Annotated in this window: 14 protein-coding genes; 3 read left to right on the forward strand and 11 right to left on the reverse strand. The window is 47.1% G+C overall.

Annotated elements, in window-relative coordinates:
• Positions 1-5: 5 nt before the first annotated feature.
• The 4 genes from BFC18_RS21080 to BFC18_RS21095 form a co-directional block, all read right to left on the reverse strand.
• Positions 6-770, reverse strand: coding sequence for a gluconate 2-dehydrogenase subunit 3 family protein (locus BFC18_RS21080; RefSeq protein ID WP_070127741.1), 765 nt, complete (start codon positions 768-770; stop codon positions 6-8).
• On the reverse strand, positions 770-2,449 hold the full coding sequence (locus BFC18_RS21085) for a GMC family oxidoreductase (protein ID WP_070127742.1): 1,680 nt from the start codon (positions 2,447-2,449) through the stop codon (positions 770-772). Before BFC18_RS21085 ends, BFC18_RS21080 begins: the two co-directional genes overlap by 1 nt.
• A 2-nt stretch (positions 2,450-2,451) precedes the next feature.
• Positions 2,452-3,150, reverse strand: a complete 699-nt coding sequence (locus BFC18_RS21090; RefSeq protein WP_070127743.1) for a 3-keto-disaccharide hydrolase — start codon at positions 3,148-3,150, stop codon at positions 2,452-2,454.
• Positions 3,151-3,293: 143 nt separating this feature from the next.
• The gene (locus BFC18_RS21095) at positions 3,294-5,801 is read right to left on the reverse strand and encodes a prolyl oligopeptidase family serine peptidase (protein WP_070127744.1); all 2,508 of its coding nucleotides are present in this window, start codon (positions 5,799-5,801) and stop codon (positions 3,294-3,296) included.
• Between the two features lie 200 nt (positions 5,802-6,001).
• On the opposite strand from BFC18_RS21095, the gene BFC18_RS21100 reads away from it, so the two are divergent.
• Positions 6,002-6,538: a glutathione peroxidase gene (locus tag BFC18_RS21100; RefSeq protein WP_070127745.1), complete on the forward strand. Its 537-nt coding sequence runs from the start codon at positions 6,002-6,004 to the stop codon at positions 6,536-6,538.
• Positions 6,539-7,001: 463 nt separating this feature from the next.
• Here BFC18_RS21100 and BFC18_RS21105 read toward each other — a convergent pair whose 3' ends face one another.
• A complete protein-coding gene (locus BFC18_RS21105; RefSeq protein ID WP_070127746.1) occupies positions 7,002-8,246 on the reverse strand; it encodes a cystathionine gamma-synthase family protein in 1,245 nt (414 codons plus the stop codon).
• Positions 8,247-8,593: 347 nt separating this feature from the next.
• On the opposite strand from BFC18_RS21105, the gene BFC18_RS21115 reads away from it, so the two are divergent.
• On the forward strand, positions 8,594-9,784 hold the full coding sequence (locus BFC18_RS21115) for an amino acid aminotransferase (protein WP_070127748.1): 1,191 nt from the start codon (positions 8,594-8,596) through the stop codon (positions 9,782-9,784).
• A gap of 56 nt (positions 9,785-9,840) precedes the next feature.
• Here the strand turns inward: BFC18_RS21115 and BFC18_RS21120 are convergent, their stop codons facing one another.
• From BFC18_RS21120 to BFC18_RS21135, 4 genes are all read right to left on the reverse strand, one after another.
• Positions 9,841-11,004, reverse strand: coding sequence for a DNA-binding transcriptional response regulator (locus BFC18_RS21120; protein ID WP_139139064.1), 1,164 nt, complete (start codon positions 11,002-11,004; stop codon positions 9,841-9,843).
• A gap of 132 nt (positions 11,005-11,136) precedes the next feature.
• A complete protein-coding gene (locus BFC18_RS21125; protein WP_070127750.1) occupies positions 11,137-11,514 on the reverse strand; it encodes a hypothetical protein in 378 nt (125 codons plus the stop codon).
• Positions 11,515-11,610: 96 nt separating this feature from the next.
• Entirely contained in the window at positions 11,611-14,778 is a 3,168-nt protein-coding gene (locus tag BFC18_RS21130) for an efflux RND transporter permease subunit (protein ID WP_070127751.1), read from the reverse strand.
• The gene (locus BFC18_RS21135; protein WP_070127752.1) at positions 14,771-15,991 is read right to left on the reverse strand and encodes an efflux RND transporter periplasmic adaptor subunit; all 1,221 of its coding nucleotides are present in this window, start codon (positions 15,989-15,991) and stop codon (positions 14,771-14,773) included. The genes BFC18_RS21130 and BFC18_RS21135 overlap by 8 nt, the downstream gene beginning before the upstream one ends.
• A 332-nt stretch (positions 15,992-16,323) precedes the next feature.
• On the opposite strand from BFC18_RS21135, the gene BFC18_RS21140 reads away from it, so the two are divergent.
• Complete coding sequence (locus BFC18_RS21140) at positions 16,324-16,632, forward strand: isoamylase early set domain-containing protein (RefSeq protein ID WP_070127753.1); 309 nt, start codon at positions 16,324-16,326, stop codon at positions 16,630-16,632.
• A gap of 69 nt (positions 16,633-16,701) precedes the next feature.
• Here the strand turns inward: BFC18_RS21140 and BFC18_RS21145 are convergent, their stop codons facing one another.
• Positions 16,702-17,628, reverse strand: a complete 927-nt coding sequence (locus BFC18_RS21145; RefSeq protein WP_070127754.1) for an electron transfer flavoprotein subunit alpha/FixB family protein — start codon at positions 17,626-17,628, stop codon at positions 16,702-16,704.
• Positions 17,625-18,377 (reverse strand): electron transfer flavoprotein subunit beta/FixA family protein, encoded by a 753-nt coding sequence (locus tag BFC18_RS21150; RefSeq protein WP_070127787.1) that lies wholly within the window; start codon positions 18,375-18,377, stop codon positions 17,625-17,627. The genes BFC18_RS21145 and BFC18_RS21150 overlap by 4 nt, the downstream gene beginning before the upstream one ends.
• Between the last annotated feature and the right edge of the window lie 135 nt (positions 18,378-18,512).

Genomic DNA, 18,512 nt, shown 5'->3' on the forward strand with positions numbered 1-18,512 from the left:
ACGAGTTAAGCGGGATCTGTCCAGGTATAAGCCGACAATCCAAGTTCATCAATCACTTGATTAATATGCGCTAAGGCTTCATCGCTAGGGCCAGGATAATCACCGGCAATGGCAACATTGCCCTGATAACCAATATCCTTTGTGCCCTGAGGCGAACTGAAGTACCCCGCAAGAACGAGTGCTCGTAAGCGGGCAAATGAACGAGCTGGGCGTTCAAACGCCGCTGGGGTCTGCGCATTTAGTGTCGCTATATCATCTAAGATCAAGCGTTGTTGCTCAAGTGCAAGTGCGCTATATGACACGCCACCTCTGATAACCGCCTCATCATTTAGCCAGGTTAAAAGCGGCAAAATCATCTCGCGGTCGCGCTGTTGAGAGGCGTAAGGCGCACTTACCCACTCATCAATCACGTCGGGTACTTTCACTTGTGTGGCAGAGGGATACTCCCCTTCTGCTGGTACAATTAAGTCAGACAAAATGGCCACAACGTTTAACTGATCAGCAGAAAGCGTGCGCGGCCAAATTTGCGATGGAGGAGAAATAAGATCAGGATCTTTTCCATATCCCGGTGCTGTTACTGGTTTGAGCGCTAACTCTGGCCAATGTCCGGCAGTTGCCCCAACCTGCTTGACTTGCCCTGCCCCTGATGAACATGCGTTGAGGCCTGGTAACGCCGCGCTCGCCGCCATGATGCCCATCCATTTCAATGTATCGCGACGTGTCATTGAAGGCGCGTAGGGTCGATTTTTGTTTGCATTATCACCCATCATTACATTGCTCCCTGCTTGATTTGCTTAGCCAGCCAGTCTGCGTTCCGCATCGCCAGTGTCATAATGGTCAACGTACAGTTCTTGTGAGGATTCGATGCAAATACGCCAGCATCCATGACAAACAAGTTGTCACAATCCCACGTTTGCCCCCACTGGTTGGTCACTGAGTTTGTTGGATCGTCACCCATTCGTGTCGTACCCACTTCGTGAATGATTTGCCCCCCTTTCAAAATCGCCTCTTCGGGATCAGGCAACGCGCCTACCTCGGCGCCCATGTTGGTGAGAATTTTCTTCGCCGTTTCCAAACCATGCCGAACCTGATTAATTTCATTTTCCGACCACTTCCAATGGAAGCGTGCAACCGGAATGCCCCATTTATCCGTCACGGTTTCGTCTATGTCCATGTAGCAATCGTCGTTGGGCAGCATTTCACCGCGAAGGGCGAAGCCAATATAGCTACCGTAAGCCGCGCGGGCTTCTTCCTTCACTTCCACACCATAGCCTTGAAAATCACCGGCTACCCAAGCGCCGGGTTCGCGAAAGCCACTCCCAATTTCAAAGTGATACCCACGTGGGAAATCAAGCTCACCTTTCGCTTGAGCATCGTGTTCCCACCAGGGAATAAACAGGTGGTTAGACGTATGCCCATCTTCATTGTAGCGAGGGCGATTACGCAACGCGGGAATATATGCGCCAAGATTGGCACCTGTTGAGTCCATCAGGTTTCGTCCAATCTGACCGCTTGAATTGGCCAGCCCGGCGGGGTGTTTATCAGAACGTGAATTCAACATAATGCGAGCAGATTCACAAGCACTGGCAGCCAATATAACCACAGGGGCATCCAGCTCAACATTTTCCCCACTGGATTTATTCACGTAAGATACGCCGATCACTTTTCCAGTGTCATCAGTGCGAACTTCTCGCACCATGGCGTCGGTGATGACAGTCAGGTTTCCGGTGGCTTTAGCTAAGGGAATAAGTGAAGTGGTTGTTTGAAAGGCCGCCCCAATTGAACAACCACGCCCACAAGAGGTGGCGTAAAGACACTTTTGCCGTATATCCTGAGCACGGGTTAGCACCGCACGGTGCATGGGTGCCATGCGAATGCCTTCTTTACCGGCAGCCGCCGCAACCAGTAATTCTGTTACTCGCGCTTTAGGTGGAGGCTGCAGTACGCCCGGCGCTGAGTCTGGCATATCCTCGTGACCTGTGTTGGCACCACACACCCCTACCAGGGTTTCTGTTTTGTCGTACCAGCTTGCAATATCCTGGTATTCGAAAGGCCAATCAGCACCATGACCATCACGGGTTTTGCCCTTGAAATCATGCTCTGAAAAACGCAGGGAAAAACGGCCCCAGTGATTTGTTCTGCCACCCAACATTCTGGCACGCCACCACATGAACTCGGTGTTTTCATCCATCGTGTATGGTTCATCTGGCACAGACCAGCCGCCGTCTACGGTGGCATCGTAGAAACCAAAATCTTTATCTTTATTGCCCGAGCCCAATAGCGGTGCATCGGCATTGCGATTGAACATAGGTGTTTCAGCACGGGGATTGTAATCGCGACCTGCCTCGAGCATTAAGACCTTGATACCCTGGCGCGTGAGCTCGTAAGCCGCCATAGCGCCACCCGCACCAGACCCCACAACCAGTACCTGGAAATCTGTATTCGCCATGATTACAGCTCCTTAATACGCATGTTTTTAAACCACACAACATTGCCGTGGTCTTGCAGGCCTAGATGCCCCGTTTCGTTAGTCGCAAAACCGTTCCAGTCTGCAAATTTACTCGCCGCTACCAGGTTATCCCAGGTCGAGGTGCCAATAACCACATTGGTGGTCATGACATCGTTTTGCCAAATTTGAAGTAACTTATCCTGCAGTTTTATCCGCACCGTGTTCCACTCACCAGCCGGTTTTAACGCAGATGGGTGTACGGCCACCATGTCGTACAGAGAACCTGAAAGATGAGTATCGATTTTATTATCGTGGGCTTTTTCGTTATCGAGGATTTGAATTTCTGGCGCATGCGAATAAATCATTTTTCCTTTTTCATCGGCCAAAATGAAAATCCCGCTGTTGCCGGCTTCACTGATTTTCCAATCGATATACAGGTCGAAATCGCCAAATGCCTGCTTACTGATGAGATCCCCTGCACCGGCCTTTTCCAATTTAAGTGCACCGTTTTCGACTACCCAACCTGGCTGAATGTCACTCTTTTGGTAATTACGCCATGCCGTAGGGTTTTTTCCATCGAACAACGATACCCAACCCTGCGCTTTTTGAGCAGCGGTGAGTTGGTTATCCTGTGCAAGCACCGCAGTCGTAGTGGTGGTACTGACTATCAATGCAGATAGAAGGGTCTTGAAACGATTCATGTTCGTTACCTGTTCGTTAAATTATTGTCGTTATAGTGTTTTTATCCTTCAACACTACGTTAACGCGAACAGGGGGTGGTGTATAGATGACAGAGGTGAAGAGGATAGCTGTCATCGACAACAGCTATCCTGGGTGCGGTGAATTACAGATTGGTCTCGAACAATTTGTAGATCCGACGGTATTCATCTAACCAAGAACTTGGTTGTACAAAACCATGAGGCTCTACGGGATAAATCGCGGTTTCAAAGTTCTGCTTCTCCAGCTCGATAAGGCGCTGTACCAAACGAACAGAATCCTGGAAAAACACATTGTCATCGACCATAGGAGATATGATCAGCAATGGATTCTGTAGACCTTCAGCAAAGTAGATGGGCGAGCTTCGTTCAAATGCAAGTGGATCGACATCTGGCGTATTGAGGATGTTAGCAGTATACGGGGCGTTATAGTGAGCCCAGTCAGTTACTGGACGTAACGCTGCACCGGCTGCAAACAAATCGGGATCGGTAAACATAGACATAAAAGTCAGGAACCCGCCATAGGAACCACCGTAAGTACCAATTCTTTCGCGGTCGACGTTGGCATTATCAACCAGCCAATTAACGCCATCGTTAAGATCTTCTACTTCGGGTTTACCCATTTGACGGTAAATCGCGGTGCGCCAGTCTCTGCCGTAACCTTTAGAGGAGCGGTAATCCATGTCCATCACCACATAGCCTTGCTGCACAAGCATGCTGTTAAACATGAATTCGCGGAAATATACCGACCATCCAAGGTGAGCATTTTGCAAATAACCAGCACCATGGTTAAACACCACGGCACGATTTTTCGCGCCTGCATTTTCGCTCATTGAAGCAGCGTCATTGGGCAAATAGACGCGGGCGTAAATGGGCTGGTCAGTATGGCTGGATGGAATGGCCACCACTTGTGGCGTTGCCCAAGGCATAGACAAGAACTCGTCGCTGATAGTATCGGTGATTTTTTTCGCTGCTGCAGTTTGTCCCACTTTCTTTATATAAAGCTCTGGTGGACGATTCACCTTACTGTGGGTTAACAACAATGTTTGTTGATCCGGACTTAACACATAATCCGTCATGCCGTTTAGCTCGGTAAGTGCTTCACTGGCACCGGTCTCTACATTCACGCGATAAATTTCGTAGATCCCTGGGTGCTTTTTGTTAGCACGGTAATAAATATACTTATCATTGTCAGACAAGGTAAGGTCTTCGACAACGAATTTACCCGCGGTTAACTGGCGTGCGGTTTGGCCTGGCTGCTGAACATATAGATGCGAATAACCGTCTTTTTCCGACTGATAATACAAGGTATTAGAATGATTCAACCAGCCCATTCTATTGTGGCTGTAGTTGACCCAAGCATCGTCATGAAGCCTTTCCTGAGTGACCAGCTTTGCGTTGTTAAAATCGACGGTAACAATCCATCGATCTTTGTTATCCCAGGCTTCCAGCATCAGCGCTAAACCGTTGCCGTCATTACTCCAACTCACAGACGGATTGTTGGCATCCCAGCTGCTCATCAGGGTAATGTCGCGAGGCAAACGATTTACCTGGTAGTTCTCGCCTTTGGCTTTGGCATTCTCTGCTTTTACTTCAGCCAGCACATCATCGTTATAGCCAGGCAGACCTACAAAAGACAGTTTCGTTTTCTTATTGGTTTTCAGGTCCACCAGCCAAGCATCGTGATTAGCCGACTTTACATCGGCCACCCGTGCCCGGGCCCGAACCGGTTTGATGCGCGCATCTTCCTGAATGTAGTGCGGCATGATGTCAGTATCATCACGATACGGCACATCCTTTGTTGTCACTACAACGGCATATTGGCCATTTGGCGATACCGATGCCGTGACCAACCGGTCACCTTTGTCAAAATAAACAGGCTCTGCGACAAAAGCCGGACTGACCTGCTTTAGGGTTTCGGTGCGGTCTGCTGAAGCCTGACGTTGCTTGCGCTTTTTATCAAGATAACGAATAAGCGAAAGCTGCTCTTCTGCGATGTAATCGTTCGGGGCACTGACTGCTTCGGGCTTATCAGCAAACTTCCATTCCAGAAGCTGTTCACGTTTACCACTCTCTAAATCAATAGCAACGATATGTGAACCTGCTGAGAACATCAGTCGACCATCGGTCATAAACCGTAACGCACGCAGTGACTCGCCGCCACGTACTAACTGTTCAAGCGGTTGGCCGTCGCGCTTCACAAACAAGCTATCGCCAACACGAAATGCGGTTACGGTACCGTTAGCATTGGTGGTCTTCTCATCGAAACGATAAAGATACTGCTCTGAAAGTGGTACTTGCTCAGCATTGGCAGGATTGTTAACAGACGCCGTATACACATCACGTAAATGGCTATTTTCACGCTCCTGTTCATAAACCAGTTTGCTGCCATCCAGGTTCCATCCAGGACGACTGGGTGAACGTCCCATCCACTGCGGATCAGACATGATTTTCTTGAGGGTAATCGTGCCGTCAGAATGCGTATCTTCAACCATTGGATTTACCACTGCAGCAGGTGCTGGCGATTGCACAGAGGTAGAAGTTGCAACAGGGTGTGTTTCGCTAGTCGTAGACGCACAACCAGAGAGCGAGCCACCTAAAGTAGCTGCAATTACGAGGCTTAACATTTTTTTCATTATAGATCTGTCTTTAGTATGTTATTTATAAGCAGGTTAATTATACGCAACAAGCCATGTTCGACAGCGGGATTCATCGAATTAACTTGTGAGATCATCCCAGCCTAACGGTGTAATGTCGGGTTAGTCAACCCAACCGCCACAGCGGTTTCCGCTTTGCTGAGACTGTGCGACACTTCCTTCACATCATTGAGGATATTATGAAAAAAACACTTTTGTTCGCCACGCTCGCCATGCTTTCAGGGACAGCGATTGCAGATTCCTGCCCCTCCGTACTTAAATTCGTAAAGCGAAAACTGAACTCTCAGGAAACCGTCAACCTCTGTGAAGAATACCAGGGCAAGGCGTTACTTATCGTAAACACTGCAAGTTATTGTGGCTTCACGCCACAGTTTGAAGGTCTTGAAGCAATGTATGATAAGTATAAAGATCAAAATTTCGCGATCCTTGGATTCCCCTCGCACGATTTTAACCAAGAAGCCGATGATGAAGGAAAAACCGCTGAATTATGTGAATTGACTTACGGTGTGAAGTTTCCCATGTTTGAACCTACCATTGTGACCGGCGATGATCAGGACCCACTCTATCGCATGTTAACCAATGCAACGGGTGAAGAGCCAAGCTGGAACTTCAATAAATACCTGGTAGATAAAAACGGGAAAATTGTTAAGCATTATGGCAGTCGCGTGAAACCTTCCGACGATGAACTGGTTGCCGATATCGAAGCGGCCATGTAATTCTCTTTGCATCGCCCATAAAAAAGCCCCGCAGAATCTGCGGGGCAATCAAGCACACTCAACTTGGAACACACTTTAGCGGTAACGTTATAAGCTGTTAAGCTCTCCCTTAACGTTAATTGCTAACTGCATTAATTTAGTCAATGGTATTATTCTTTAGTTCAATTTTTTCAGAAAAATTTTGAAATATTTTTTATTTAGAGCAGAATTATTTTTTAAGCAGTTGAAATAAATAGAAAATAAAAGATAAGAATTAAAAGAAGTGAAGCAAGCAGCGGACTATCAAACATCACCCGGTATCGAAGTTCGCCAAAACGCCAAACGAGAAAAACGACTATCCGCTTACTTGCTGAAATCAGCTTAACAGAGTTGTAGCAATATAGCTTCTAAAATAACCACATATTTACAAATCTGAGCAGTGAGGCGCGATTGTTTTATCACGCCACTGAATCAAATCGTTCTATTAAGAAAATTTGCTGAATGCCTGTTTAAAGTCATTAACCAGATCATCGGTCTCTTCAATACCAACAGACAGTCTAATCATGCCTTCGGAAATGCCCATCCTCTGGCGTTCTTCCAGTCCATTCTCATAAAAAATTGTTGAGGCAACGGGCAGCGCCAGTGTTCGATTGTCGCCAAGGTGCGTTGCACAAATCACCAACTCAAGGGCATTAATGAAATCGCGTGGACTGATACGGTCGACTAAATCTACGCTGAGTATTGCACCGTAGCCACCGTGCATGATTTCGCGGGCCACAAAGTGCTGAGGATGCTCAGATAAACCCGGATAATGCACTTTCTCGACTAACGGGTGATTATCCAGGAAAGTCGCCAACTTCATGGCGTTTTCACAGTTTCTGCTCATGCGTAACGCCAAGGTTTCCAGGCCTGTAGCAATGGTGACAGCAGACGCTGGCGCAAGAGTCGCCCCCATGTCGCGAAGCCCTTTCTTCTTCACCTGCATCAAGCCCCATTGCGCGGTATCTGCTACCTGGTAATTGGATTTGATATTTGGAAATTGTGTCCAGTCGTAATTACCCAAGTCGACCACTACGCCGCCAAGGACATTACCGTGACCAGAAACATATTTAGTCAGCGAAGAAATCACCATAGAGGCGCCGGCGGCTTTGGCATCAAACAGCGGCGGCGGTGTCATGGTGTTATCAAGAATAAATAACAGCGACTTTTCTTTACAGAATTGACCGATGGCGTGCACATCGGCCACCTGTGTTGCCGGGTTCGCAACCGTTTCGGAAAACACGGCGCGGGTATTCGGTTGATAAAGCGCTTTTACATCGTCTACTGATGTCACATCCGCAAAGCTAATCTGAATACCTAAATCGGCCATGGTGTCGGCGAAACAGCGGGTATTACCAAACAGGTACTGACTCATAATAATATGGTCACCGGCTTTTAAGAGAGACAATAGCGTCCCACTGATGGCTGCCATACCCGTTGCAAAGCACACCGCCCCTACACCGCCCTCAAGCTCATTAAGAATATTTTGCAATGATGCAATTGACGGCGAAGACGAACGAGAATAAACGTGGCCGAGTACTTTGCCCTGAAACACGTCAATGATGCCCTGCGCATCATCGAAGGCATAAAGTACAGAATTGGTGGTCGCCGTATGTACGGTTCCATCAGCTGGTTTGTTAAGCACACGGTCGGCATGGACCTGACGGGTAGTGAATCCCTGTTTATTCACGCTGAAACTCCACGTTTGAATGGTATTGGATTGTGCAGAATCACTTCGAAGATGATGAGTAGTGTCCGGGGGCAGAACGCAAACAGCACAAGTGACTATGCCAGTGGGACTGAATATTAACTTAATCAGCAGCTTTCGCCCAGTGTCAATTCAGCCTATGAGTGCAAGTATACGCTTACAGGTAAAAATACAGCATGTGATTAACCGTGCTATTTCAATATATTCGTCTATACATTATGTTTTATTCCAAATTGTCAGCATAAAAATTGTTATTAAGTCTCGTATTTTGCGCGGGCAGTGGCATAATGCCGTCCTCGCTTAATTATCACGCAACGTGAGGAACTATCGTGTTTGAAGTGTTACCCCAACTATCCCCAGATCCAATTCTTGGTTTATCCGCCTCTTTCCGTGAAGATACAAATCCGGCTAAGATTGATTTAGGTGTTGGCGTTTATAAAGATGAGCAAGGCAAAACTCCTATCATGTCTTCTGTGGCTAAGGCCCAGAATATTCTGTTAGAAAGAGAAACCACTAAAACCTATATCACGCCACAAGGTCATCAAGGTTTTATCGACGGCATGCTGAAACTGTTGCTGGGCGAAAACAGCAAAGTGATGATGGCTGACCGTGTAGCCGCTGTAATGGCACCAGGTGGTTGTGGCTCTTTGCGCATTCTTTCTGAACTACTTGCACGTTGCGGCGACAATCTGAAATGCTGGGTGAGCGACCCTACGTGGGCCAACCATATTCCACTGATTGGTTCAGCTGGCCTCGAAATTAAAACCTATCCGTATTTCGATAAAGAAGCCGCGGGTATCAATTTCGACGCAATGATGGAAACCCTGAAGCAAACGGGCAAAGGCGACATCGTGTTACTTCACGGTTGCTGCCACAACCCAACGGGTGCTGACTTAACTAACGCACAGTGGGACGAAATCCTGGTTCTGGCTCAAGAACGTGGTTTCCTGCCATTTATCGACGTTGCCTACCTTGGTTTTGGTGACGGCCTGGAAGAAGATGCTTACGGTATTCGTTTGCTGGCTGAAAACCTGCCAGAAGTTATCATTGCTGCATCGTGCTCAAAGAATTTTGGTCTGTACCGCGAGCGTACAGGTTTGGCTGCTATCGTGACTAACGACTCAGCAACCCGTAAAATTGCGCAAGGACAAATTCAGTCTGTAGCCCGTGCAATCTACTCTATGCCACCAAGCTGGGGCGGCGCTCTGGTCGATATCATTCTGGCTGACACGGCACTGAAAAACGAGTGGATGACAGAAGTAAATGAAATGCGCAACCGTATGTCTTCACTGCGCACGATGCTGGTAGATAAACTTACCGAAAATGGTGCAGATAAAGACTTCAGCTTCTTAAATACGCAGAAAGGGATGTTCTCTTACTTGTGTATTACCCCAGAGCAAGTGCGTGAGATTCGTGCGAAGCACGCGGTTTACTTTGTGGATTCAAGCCGAATTAACGTTGCAGGTATTAACCAAAACAACGTTGATACCCTGGCAAAAGCACTGATTTCTGTACTGTAATTTAAAACAGATACAAAAACGGAAAGGGTGACATTGTGTCACCCTTTTTTTTATGTTTAAAAATACTCTAACCCACTAAGTTCATCGTCTATTTCGGTGTGTCCGAAATCACGTGGGTGGATGGAGAATGCCCGTAGCCGGGTTTCCATTCTGCCAATAATTCCTGCAGCAAGGGATTCGAGATTGATAAAAGCGTCTTCCGTATTACTGGTTTTAAGTTCCTGCTGAACAATCTCTACCAGATCTTTTCTTAGGTTGGGCTTTAATTCACTGAACGATGGATTTTCAAACACTTTGCTTGCAACAGCTTCGCTCAATGCAAGACTTCCGGCCCGGCTTGAAAGAAAGGCATCGTGTAGATGATTTTTCATTTGCACAATGTCATGGTTCGATTCTTTAAGAGCATGCTCCTGCATCCAGGCCAGAAAACACATATTCAACGCGGGAAGCAATTTGGTGCCCAAATCAATAAGCAAACTCTGACTGACAAGCTCTGCAGATGCCACCTGCTTAACAAGCAATGAAACATGCTCCGCATTAAACATCACCCGCTCACCGAAGCAAAACACCGGGCCTTGTTTGCGCAGCGTGGTAAATACTTTTACTGTGGTTTCGTCGCAACCTTCAGCACGATTATCAAAATACAATGGCCGGTTTTGATGACGGAACTCCAGGCAAGCGTAAATGCCCCGCTCTTTCAAGGCCGACAAGGTAATGCGCGCAATATCGCTGACATCCTCAGCTTCATTGAGATGTGATAATAACCCCATTCCCATACTATAAAGTGCAGCCTGATTAACGGCTTGCCGGGAAGCGAGTTCTGTTTGTTCGTTACTCAGCTTTAATCGTTTTAGCGTTTCAGACTGACTTTGAATGGCCACCAGGGTTTCATGAAGCGGAACAACGTTGTATGGCTTAGTAAAATAGTAAGCCGCCCCCTGTTTGTACGCGTCTACCATGACTTCTTCGTCTTTAATGTGACTGACAACGACAACAGCAGGCGTGGTGATGGTATCTGGATCGGATTTCTCGGGTACCAGGCAGGCTGCCACCTCACCGCCAATTTCCCATTCACTCACCACAATCAAATAACTTTTTTGCTCAAGCATAGATTTAGCCTGAGCAAAGGAGTTTGCTATATCAACGGTGAAGATATCCGACAATGACAACTGATGTATTTCTGCCTGTATCTCATCGGGTTCGACGACGAGTAAATTCAACGGTGCCTCCGGTGCATTTTTGCCATATCAACTAAGGTATAGCTTCTGAAAAGCAATCTTGCACGGAATGCCCTGAAATAAAGGGAAAAAAGCTACCCGCCCCGTTGGGTCGAAGGCCAGGTAGCGGGGAAATTACGCCGCTAATACGCTTGGCGTAGCAGCTATTTGTCGGTAGGTTCGGGTGACCATTTTTTGAATTCGGCGGCAAGCCTCAACATGCTTGGCATCACGCTGGAAATAAACCTGCTCGATCACAGAACCGGATTCATCAATGAGAAAACTCGCTAGCCGGGCTTGTTTGTGAGGTAAAAACCACTGCAATAAACGTAACTGCTTTTCTTGTGGTGTCTGCAAAATCTTCTGCATAATGCAAAACGGCATTTTCACCGTGTTAACCCGAAAATCACCACCACAGAATGTGGTAAGTGATTGAGATTTATCTGCCCCTTCCTCGGTGCGAACACCAAAGGAATGGATTAAATTGTCGATAGTTTTTAGGCCTGTGTTCATAACACCTCCAAATACTGTACGGAAAAACAGTACTGTATAAACGAACACATATCAAGCAAATTGTATGAAAAAAGCCCGAATCGGGCTTTTTTTAAATTACTGCTGATCGACCGCTTGCGGGTCGCTCTGCTGATAATGACCCACATGCTGTTGTTTTTTGCGGCCGCGTAGCAAGTTCCGTATATCGTGCATCATCATGTACAGACAAGGCACTAGCAACAAGGTAATCACAGTGGCAAATAAGATACCGAATGCCAGCGATACCGCCATTGGGATAACAATTTGTGCCTGTAAGCTTTTTTCTGCCACGATGGGCATTAAGCCCATAAAGGTAGTCAGCGATGTTAATACAATGGCGCGGAAACGTTGTGTTCCGGCCTGAATGGCAGCATCAATCAATCGGTGCCCTTCTTGTCGTGCCCGGTTTACAAAATCAACCATAATAAGGCTGTCGTTTACCACTACGCCGGATAACGCAATAATGCCGCATATCGACAATACGCTCACCGCCAGGCCAAGTACCAGGTGACCAAAAATAGCGCCAACGATGCCAAATGGGATAACCGACATAATGATAAACGGCTGACTGTAAGACTTCAGAGGAATGGCTAACAGCGCATATATCGCAAACAGCGCGAATATAAGCCCCTGCGCAAGCCCCAGCATAGCGTCTGCTTCCTCTTTTGAGTTACCTTGTAATTTAAAATTCACCCGCGGATAGCGTTCAAGTAAATCCGGAACAATGGTCATTGTCACTTCACGGGTGATTTCACCCGGCTCAATGAGATCTTTATTCACTTTGGCGGTAACCGTAACCGATCGATTTCCATCAACCCGAAGAATCGAGTCGTACCCTTTGCCCAGGGAAATCTCGCCCACTTCTTCAAACGGAATATCATCGCCATTTGCCGCGCGTACACGCATTTCTTGCAAATGACTGATAGAGGAACGCTCTTCTTTGGGATAGCGCACCATCACCTTCACTTCTTCTTCATCACGCTGAATACGTTGCACCTCAGCGCCGTAGAAGCCGTATCTTACCTGCTGACCAAGTTGCTGCAGCGAAATACCCAACGCATCTGCCTGTGGTGTCAGTGATAGCTGAATTTCATCACTGCCCCCAGCAAAGGTATCGTTAATATCGGTTACACCTTCGAAAGTCGACAAACGCTGTTTTAACTCAGCACTGATAGACCGTAACGCGTCGATATTGGACGAAGTGAATTCAAAACTGAGGTCGGCACCGCCTCCGAACCCACCGCCAGCGCCGATATCCAGTGTTTTCATTCCAGGTATTTCAGGCAGCTCATCACGCCAGCGTTGATGGATCTCAAAGTCCTTCATTTCACGGCTTTCACCTTTCGTCAGTTCCACGAAGATCTCACCTCCTGTGGAACCGCTGTCAAATGCCACGGCATGTTTAACGATGGCCGCGCCGGTTTCGTCAGTGATGGTTTTATCCATACGGCTCATGGCTTCAAGTAACGTATTGAGGGTTTGGTCACGCTGCTGGATTGACGAACCAGGCTCAAGCTCGAAGGAAGCCTGCATAAAATCACTGGGAATATTGGGGAAAAACACAAACCGAACCAAACCACCTGCAAACAGACCAATGGTGAGGATCATCATTGCCACAAACACGGACAGCGTTAGATAACGATAATGGATAGCTTTGCGTAAAAACGGCGCATACTTTTTGTCGACAAAGGTTTTAATGCCTTCAGCAAAAAAGTCTCGGAAACGCTGGAAACGGTTCGCTTTTGCCGGATCGTAGGGCTTGAGCTTCATGTGCGCCAAGTGAGCCGGAAGAATAAGTTTGGATTCCAACAAAGAGAAAAGTAAACAAACAATTACCACCCATCCAATTGTATTCCAAATTACGCCCATTGGTCCGGATACCAGAACCATAGGGGTGAACGCAGCTACCGTGGTTAATACGCCGAAGGTGGCAGGCATTGCCACTTTCTTCACGCCGATAATTACGTTCTCGGTAGAGTGCCCTTTTTTATCTATTTCCGAATACGCTGATTCCCCCATGATAATGGCATCATCTACCACAATCCCGAGCACCAGAATAAAGGCAAACAGACTCAACATATTGATAGAGACATCTACAGCGTCTGTAGGCATCACAAGCAACGTGCCTAAGAAGCACACGGGTAGCCCCCATATCACCCAGAACGCCAGTTTAATTTTCAGGAACAACGACAGAACGATAAACACCAGTAAGGCGCCGAAGAACATGTTCGACAACATCATGTTTAAGCGGTCTGCTAAATAAAACGAACTGTCGCCCCACGAATCAGCTGAAATATTCCCCGGAAAGCTGTCGCGGTTTTCGTCAAGGTATTGATTAACCTGTTTGGAAATTTCAAGTGCGTTTTGATCGCCCACGGCACGAACGCGAATATGCACCGCATCTTTGTGATCAAACTCAGAGAACTGATTGTCTTCAACAAAACCGTCGTTGATCTCAGCCACATCACCTAAGGTCACCCGACTGCCGTTACTGTCGGTGAGCAGAATAATACGGGCGAATTCGTCGCCGCGGTAAGCCTGCCCTTTGGTGCGCAGCAGAATGTCGCCATTTTCAGTTTTTATCGAACCCCCAGGTAAATCAACACTGGAAGCACGTACCACGTTAACGACTTCTGAAAATGTCAGACTATATTTTTGCAACGCAACTTCAGACAGTTCAATTGACACTTCATAGTCACGGGCACCTTCAACAGATACGCTGGAAATACCCGGCAGATTTGCAATGTCATCACGCATGCTTTTAGCGAATTCTTTTAACTCACGCTCGCTGGCATCGCCGTACACCGACACCCATATAACGTCCTGCTGAATTTTTTGCCGGTATACGACGGGTTTTTCAGTATTGTTAGGAAAACTAGGAATGGCGTCGACGAGCACTTTTACCTCATCCATCACATCCTGTACGTCGTAGTCGTCTTCCACCTCAATACTTACCGTGCCCATGCCTTCCACGGCGGTTGAGTTAATCTGCTTAATACCTTCAACTTCTTTGATGGCTTCTTCAATCTTAAGGATGACGCCCTCTTCCACTTCCTGTGGGGCGGCCCCCAGATAAGGTACGCGAACGTTAATCACATTAATTTCAAACGCCGGAAAAACCTGTTTTTGAATTGAAAGGGCTGAAAAAATGCCGCCGATGATCAGTATGATCATCAACAGGTTCGCCGCTACACTGTTTCTTGCGAACCAGGCAATGACGCCTTTTTGCGTGTCGACTCTACTCATCGCTACCACCTGTAACATTCAGTTCAATAGAGTCAGCATCGGTATCGTCTTCCTGTTGTAGTTCTTCGCCAGAAATTCTCACTTTCATGCCTTCATAAGGGTTTGGCACTACACTGAATACCACTTTTGGCTGTTCGGGTAACCCGTCGTTGATATACACATGTTTAGCGGTAGCACGAATCACTTCAACGTCGTTTATTTGCAGCGTGTTCTCATCAGAAACAGTGAGAATAGAATTGTCCAGTCGTAAGACACTGCGAGGAAGCACATAAAGGGGTTGTGACTGGGTTCCTGTTATCTCTGCCTCAGCAAACTGGCCAAAACGCAGTGTGGCGCGGGCAGGATCTTTATTCATATTGTACGGATCGTTGATCTGAGCCACGGCATAAATAACCCGGCTACCTGAATCGAGAATACCTTCGGTACGCACTAATTTAGCTTGCCAGTGTTGTCGTTGTCCTGCCACTTTAGCTGAAAGCACAACCGCAGTGTTATTGGCCAGTTCAGCTTGCAAATCAATATACGCCAACTCAGATTCCGTAATCGGTAAACGCACTTCCGCCACATCAGTGGAATACAACGTACCGACTTCGCTCCCCGATGAGACAAATTGTCCCAGGTCGATATTGCGAGCAATCACAATACCATTGTATGGGGCCTTAATTTCAGTTCTGTCGAGATTACGGCGTGCTCTTTCGAGTTTGGCTTCTGCGGCTTTCACATTCGCCTGCTCGCTGGCAAGTTGCGGTTTCCGTAAGCCCAATTCCGGTGGTACCTTAGAGTTCACCGAACGCCACTCCGTTTCAGCCACCTTGCCGCGGGCTATCTCTTCCTGCAAAGCAGCCACAGCTTGCGCCAATTCGGCTTCAGCGAGTTTTAATTCGGTTTCATAATCGGTTTGTTCCAGTACCGCCAGTACATCCCCTTTCTTAAACATGCCACCCACTTCAAACACGTCTGCAAGCGACACAACCTGACCACTTACCTGGGCACTGATTCGCGTCTGGTTTTTTGGCACCACATTACCCTGTGAACTCACCACAAAAGCGGTTGCCTCACGATTTACTACTTGTGCTTCTACCAGAAAATCTTTGGTCACCACCTCTTTTTGCTCAGGTGGCTTTTTCGATGCAATGAAAATGATGGCCAACAATACGGCGATTAAAAGTACTAATAATGGCCCGATAGATCTGACCCAACCGCTTTTAGACATGGTGCTTCCTTTATGGGATATCGTTTTGACAGGTAAAGACCCATTCTGAAGAAGAATGCAAATTACCCTTATAATAATGATGGCGCTAAGTGTAACCGCCTTCCGTAAAGCTGACTGCCTTTAGATTGTTAAATTTTATTTCTAAATCTATAAACCTGTTACAAATAATGTATAGCCTATAAATGACGTTTTAACGCATGGGTTCAGCCTGTCGCTCGCCGCTAAAAAACGTTATATAGCTGATGCGGTTAAAATATCTGCAAAACACCTTGAACTGTTGATATTTTAGACTTAAGTTGTATAGGTATTAGTCGTTTAGCACGAGGGATCTCATGAGTCTAAAAAAACAGTATTTGAAATCTAAACCAGCTTGCAAAGTCACTTTCAGATTAAATGCCAATGAAGCCAAGGAAGCAGAAACCGCGAAGCTTATCGGCGACTTCAACGAATGGGATTTAGAAGTCGCGCCTATGAAGAAACTGAAAAATGGTGACTTTACGCAAACGGTAACGTTGGAATCGGACAGCGAATATCAATTCCGCTATCTGTTAGACGGTGATGTTTGGGAAAATGATTGGGAAGCAGATGCTTATACTCCCTCCCCGGTGTCTCTCGAAGAAAACTCAGTGGTCAGAGTCTAGCTACAATTTATCCCGAGTAAGGCTCCTAATCATGCAGGAGCCTTACCGCATTCATTGGATAAACGCCGTTTAGAGTGCTTTTTCCAATTCCGGCAAAATATCAAATAAATCCCCCACCAAACCATAATCAGCGACCTGAAAAATCGGGGCTTCTTCGTCTTTATTTATTGCAACAATGACTTTGGAATCTTTCATCCCAGCCAAATGCTGAATGGCGCCTGAAATTCCCACTGCAATGTACAAATCAGGCGCAACGATCTTCCCGGTTTGACCCACCTGCATATCATTTGCCACAAAGCCTGCATCTACCGCAGCTCTCGACGCGCCTATGGCCGCACCCAGTTTGTCAGCGATGGCTTCCAACAGCTTAAAGTTTTCACCATTTTGCATACCCCGACCACCGGAAATAATCACGTTGGCAGCGGTCAATTCAGGCCTTTCCGACTTAGCGATTTCGGCACTGATAAACGTCGATTTATCTTTGCTTGCTGGCACAGCCACCGACTCAACGGGCGCGCTGTTACCTTCCACCACACCTTCGAATGCCGATGTGCGCACCGTAATAACGTGCTGAGTTTCATCTGACTCAACGGTAGCAATAGCATTGCCAGCGTAAACTGGACGAACAAACCGGTTAGGCGCTTCGATGGCGATAATGTCGGAAATCTGCGCAACATCGAGTAAAGCAGCCACCCTTGGCATAATATTTTTACCTGTAGTGGTTGCAGCGGCCAGAACATGACTGTACTCGCCTGCCAACGTCACTATCAATGCGGCGACCTCTTCTGCCAGTTGGTGACCTAGTGATGCCCCGTCTGCTAACAATACCTTCGCGGTAGATTCAAGTTTAGCCGCTGCATCTGCTACATTTGCACAGTTTTCACCCGCAACAAGAATATGAATCTCGCCGCCCAACTTTGTGGCAGCCGATACCAGTCTTGCGGTTTCCGGCTTCAGGCTCTGGTTATCATGTTCAGCAATAATCAGTGTTTTCATGAGATCACCTTCGCTTCATTTTTAAGTTTATCCACCAGTTCTGCCACGTCCGCCACTTTAATTCCGGCACTGCGTTGCGCCGGTGGCGTTACCTTTATGGTTTTTACTTTGGATTCCAGTGAAACACCAAACTCATCGGCCTCAATGGTATCCAAGGGTTTACGCTTGGCCTTCATAATATTCGGCAACGTGGCATAACGGGGTTCGTTCAGTCGCAGATCGGTGGTAACCACAGCAGGCAAATTCAGACGTAGTGTTTGCAACCCGCCGTCGACTTCACGGGTTACGCTTATTTGGTCATTTTCTACAGAGACTTCAGAGGCAAAAGTGCCTTGCGGCATATCTGCCAACGCAGCCAGCATTTGTCCGGTTTGGTTATTGTCTGAATCAATGCTTTGTTTACCCAAAATAACCAATCCAGGTTGTTCTTTTTCTACCACCTTATTGAGTAATTTTGCGACCTGTAAGCTATCAAGGCTCAGCTCGGTGTTAACATGAATACCCCGGTCTGCCCCAAGCGCCAGTGCCGTTCTTATCTGCTCATGACAGGCTTTTGTTCCAATGGAAACCACCACAACTTCAGCAGCCATGCCTTTTTCTTTCAGGCGTATCGCTTCTTCTACCGCAATTTCACAAAATGGATTCATCGCCATTTTAGCATTGGTCAGATCAACCCCGGATTCATCTGCTTTAACACGCACCTTTACGTTGTAGTCCACAACGCGCTTTACGGGAACGAGTATTTTCATTTTACACCCCATTCTGTCGGTTAATTTATTGCCAAATAACATGTGGGCTTTTTCTTCTTCGTCGACAAGGGATAGTGCACTGTCAGCATTTGTTACCACTTGTCGAAGAAAGCCTTCTTTCTGTTACCTGACTTT

The organism is Alteromonas confluentis, assembly GCF_001757105.1.
Taxonomy (GTDB): Bacteria; Pseudomonadota; Gammaproteobacteria; order Enterobacterales; family Alteromonadaceae; genus Alteromonas; species Alteromonas confluentis.

Coding starts and splice junctions, on each gene's coding strand:
- BFC18_RS21150 (WP_070127787.1), bottom strand. CDS start 18,377: ATGAAAATACTCGTTCCCGTAAAGCGCGTTGTGGACTACAACGTAAAG.
- BFC18_RS21080 (WP_070127741.1), bottom strand. CDS start 770: ATGATGGGTGATAATGCAAACAAAAATCGACCCTACGCGCCTTCAATG.
- BFC18_RS21100 (WP_070127745.1), top strand. CDS start 6,002: ATGAAAAAAACACTTTTGTTCGCCACGCTCGCCATGCTTTCAGGGACA.
- BFC18_RS21130 (WP_070127751.1), bottom strand. CDS start 14,778: ATGAGTAGAGTCGACACGCAAAAAGGCGTCATTGCCTGGTTCGCAAGA.
- BFC18_RS21085 (WP_070127742.1), bottom strand. CDS start 2,449: ATGGCGAATACAGATTTCCAGGTACTGGTTGTGGGGTCTGGTGCGGGT.
- BFC18_RS21125 (WP_070127750.1), bottom strand. CDS start 11,514: ATGAACACAGGCCTAAAAACTATCGACAATTTAATCCATTCCTTTGGT.
- BFC18_RS21145 (WP_070127754.1), bottom strand. CDS start 17,628: ATGAAAACACTGATTATTGCTGAACATGATAACCAGAGCCTGAAGCCG.
- BFC18_RS21090 (WP_070127743.1), bottom strand. CDS start 3,150: ATGAATCGTTTCAAGACCCTTCTATCTGCATTGATAGTCAGTACCACC.
- BFC18_RS21135 (WP_070127752.1), bottom strand. CDS start 15,991: ATGTCTAAAAGCGGTTGGGTCAGATCTATCGGGCCATTATTAGTACTT.
- BFC18_RS21095 (WP_070127744.1), bottom strand. CDS start 5,801: ATGAAAAAAATGTTAAGCCTCGTAATTGCAGCTACTTTAGGTGGCTCG.
- BFC18_RS21140 (WP_070127753.1), top strand. CDS start 16,324: ATGAGTCTAAAAAAACAGTATTTGAAATCTAAACCAGCTTGCAAAGTC.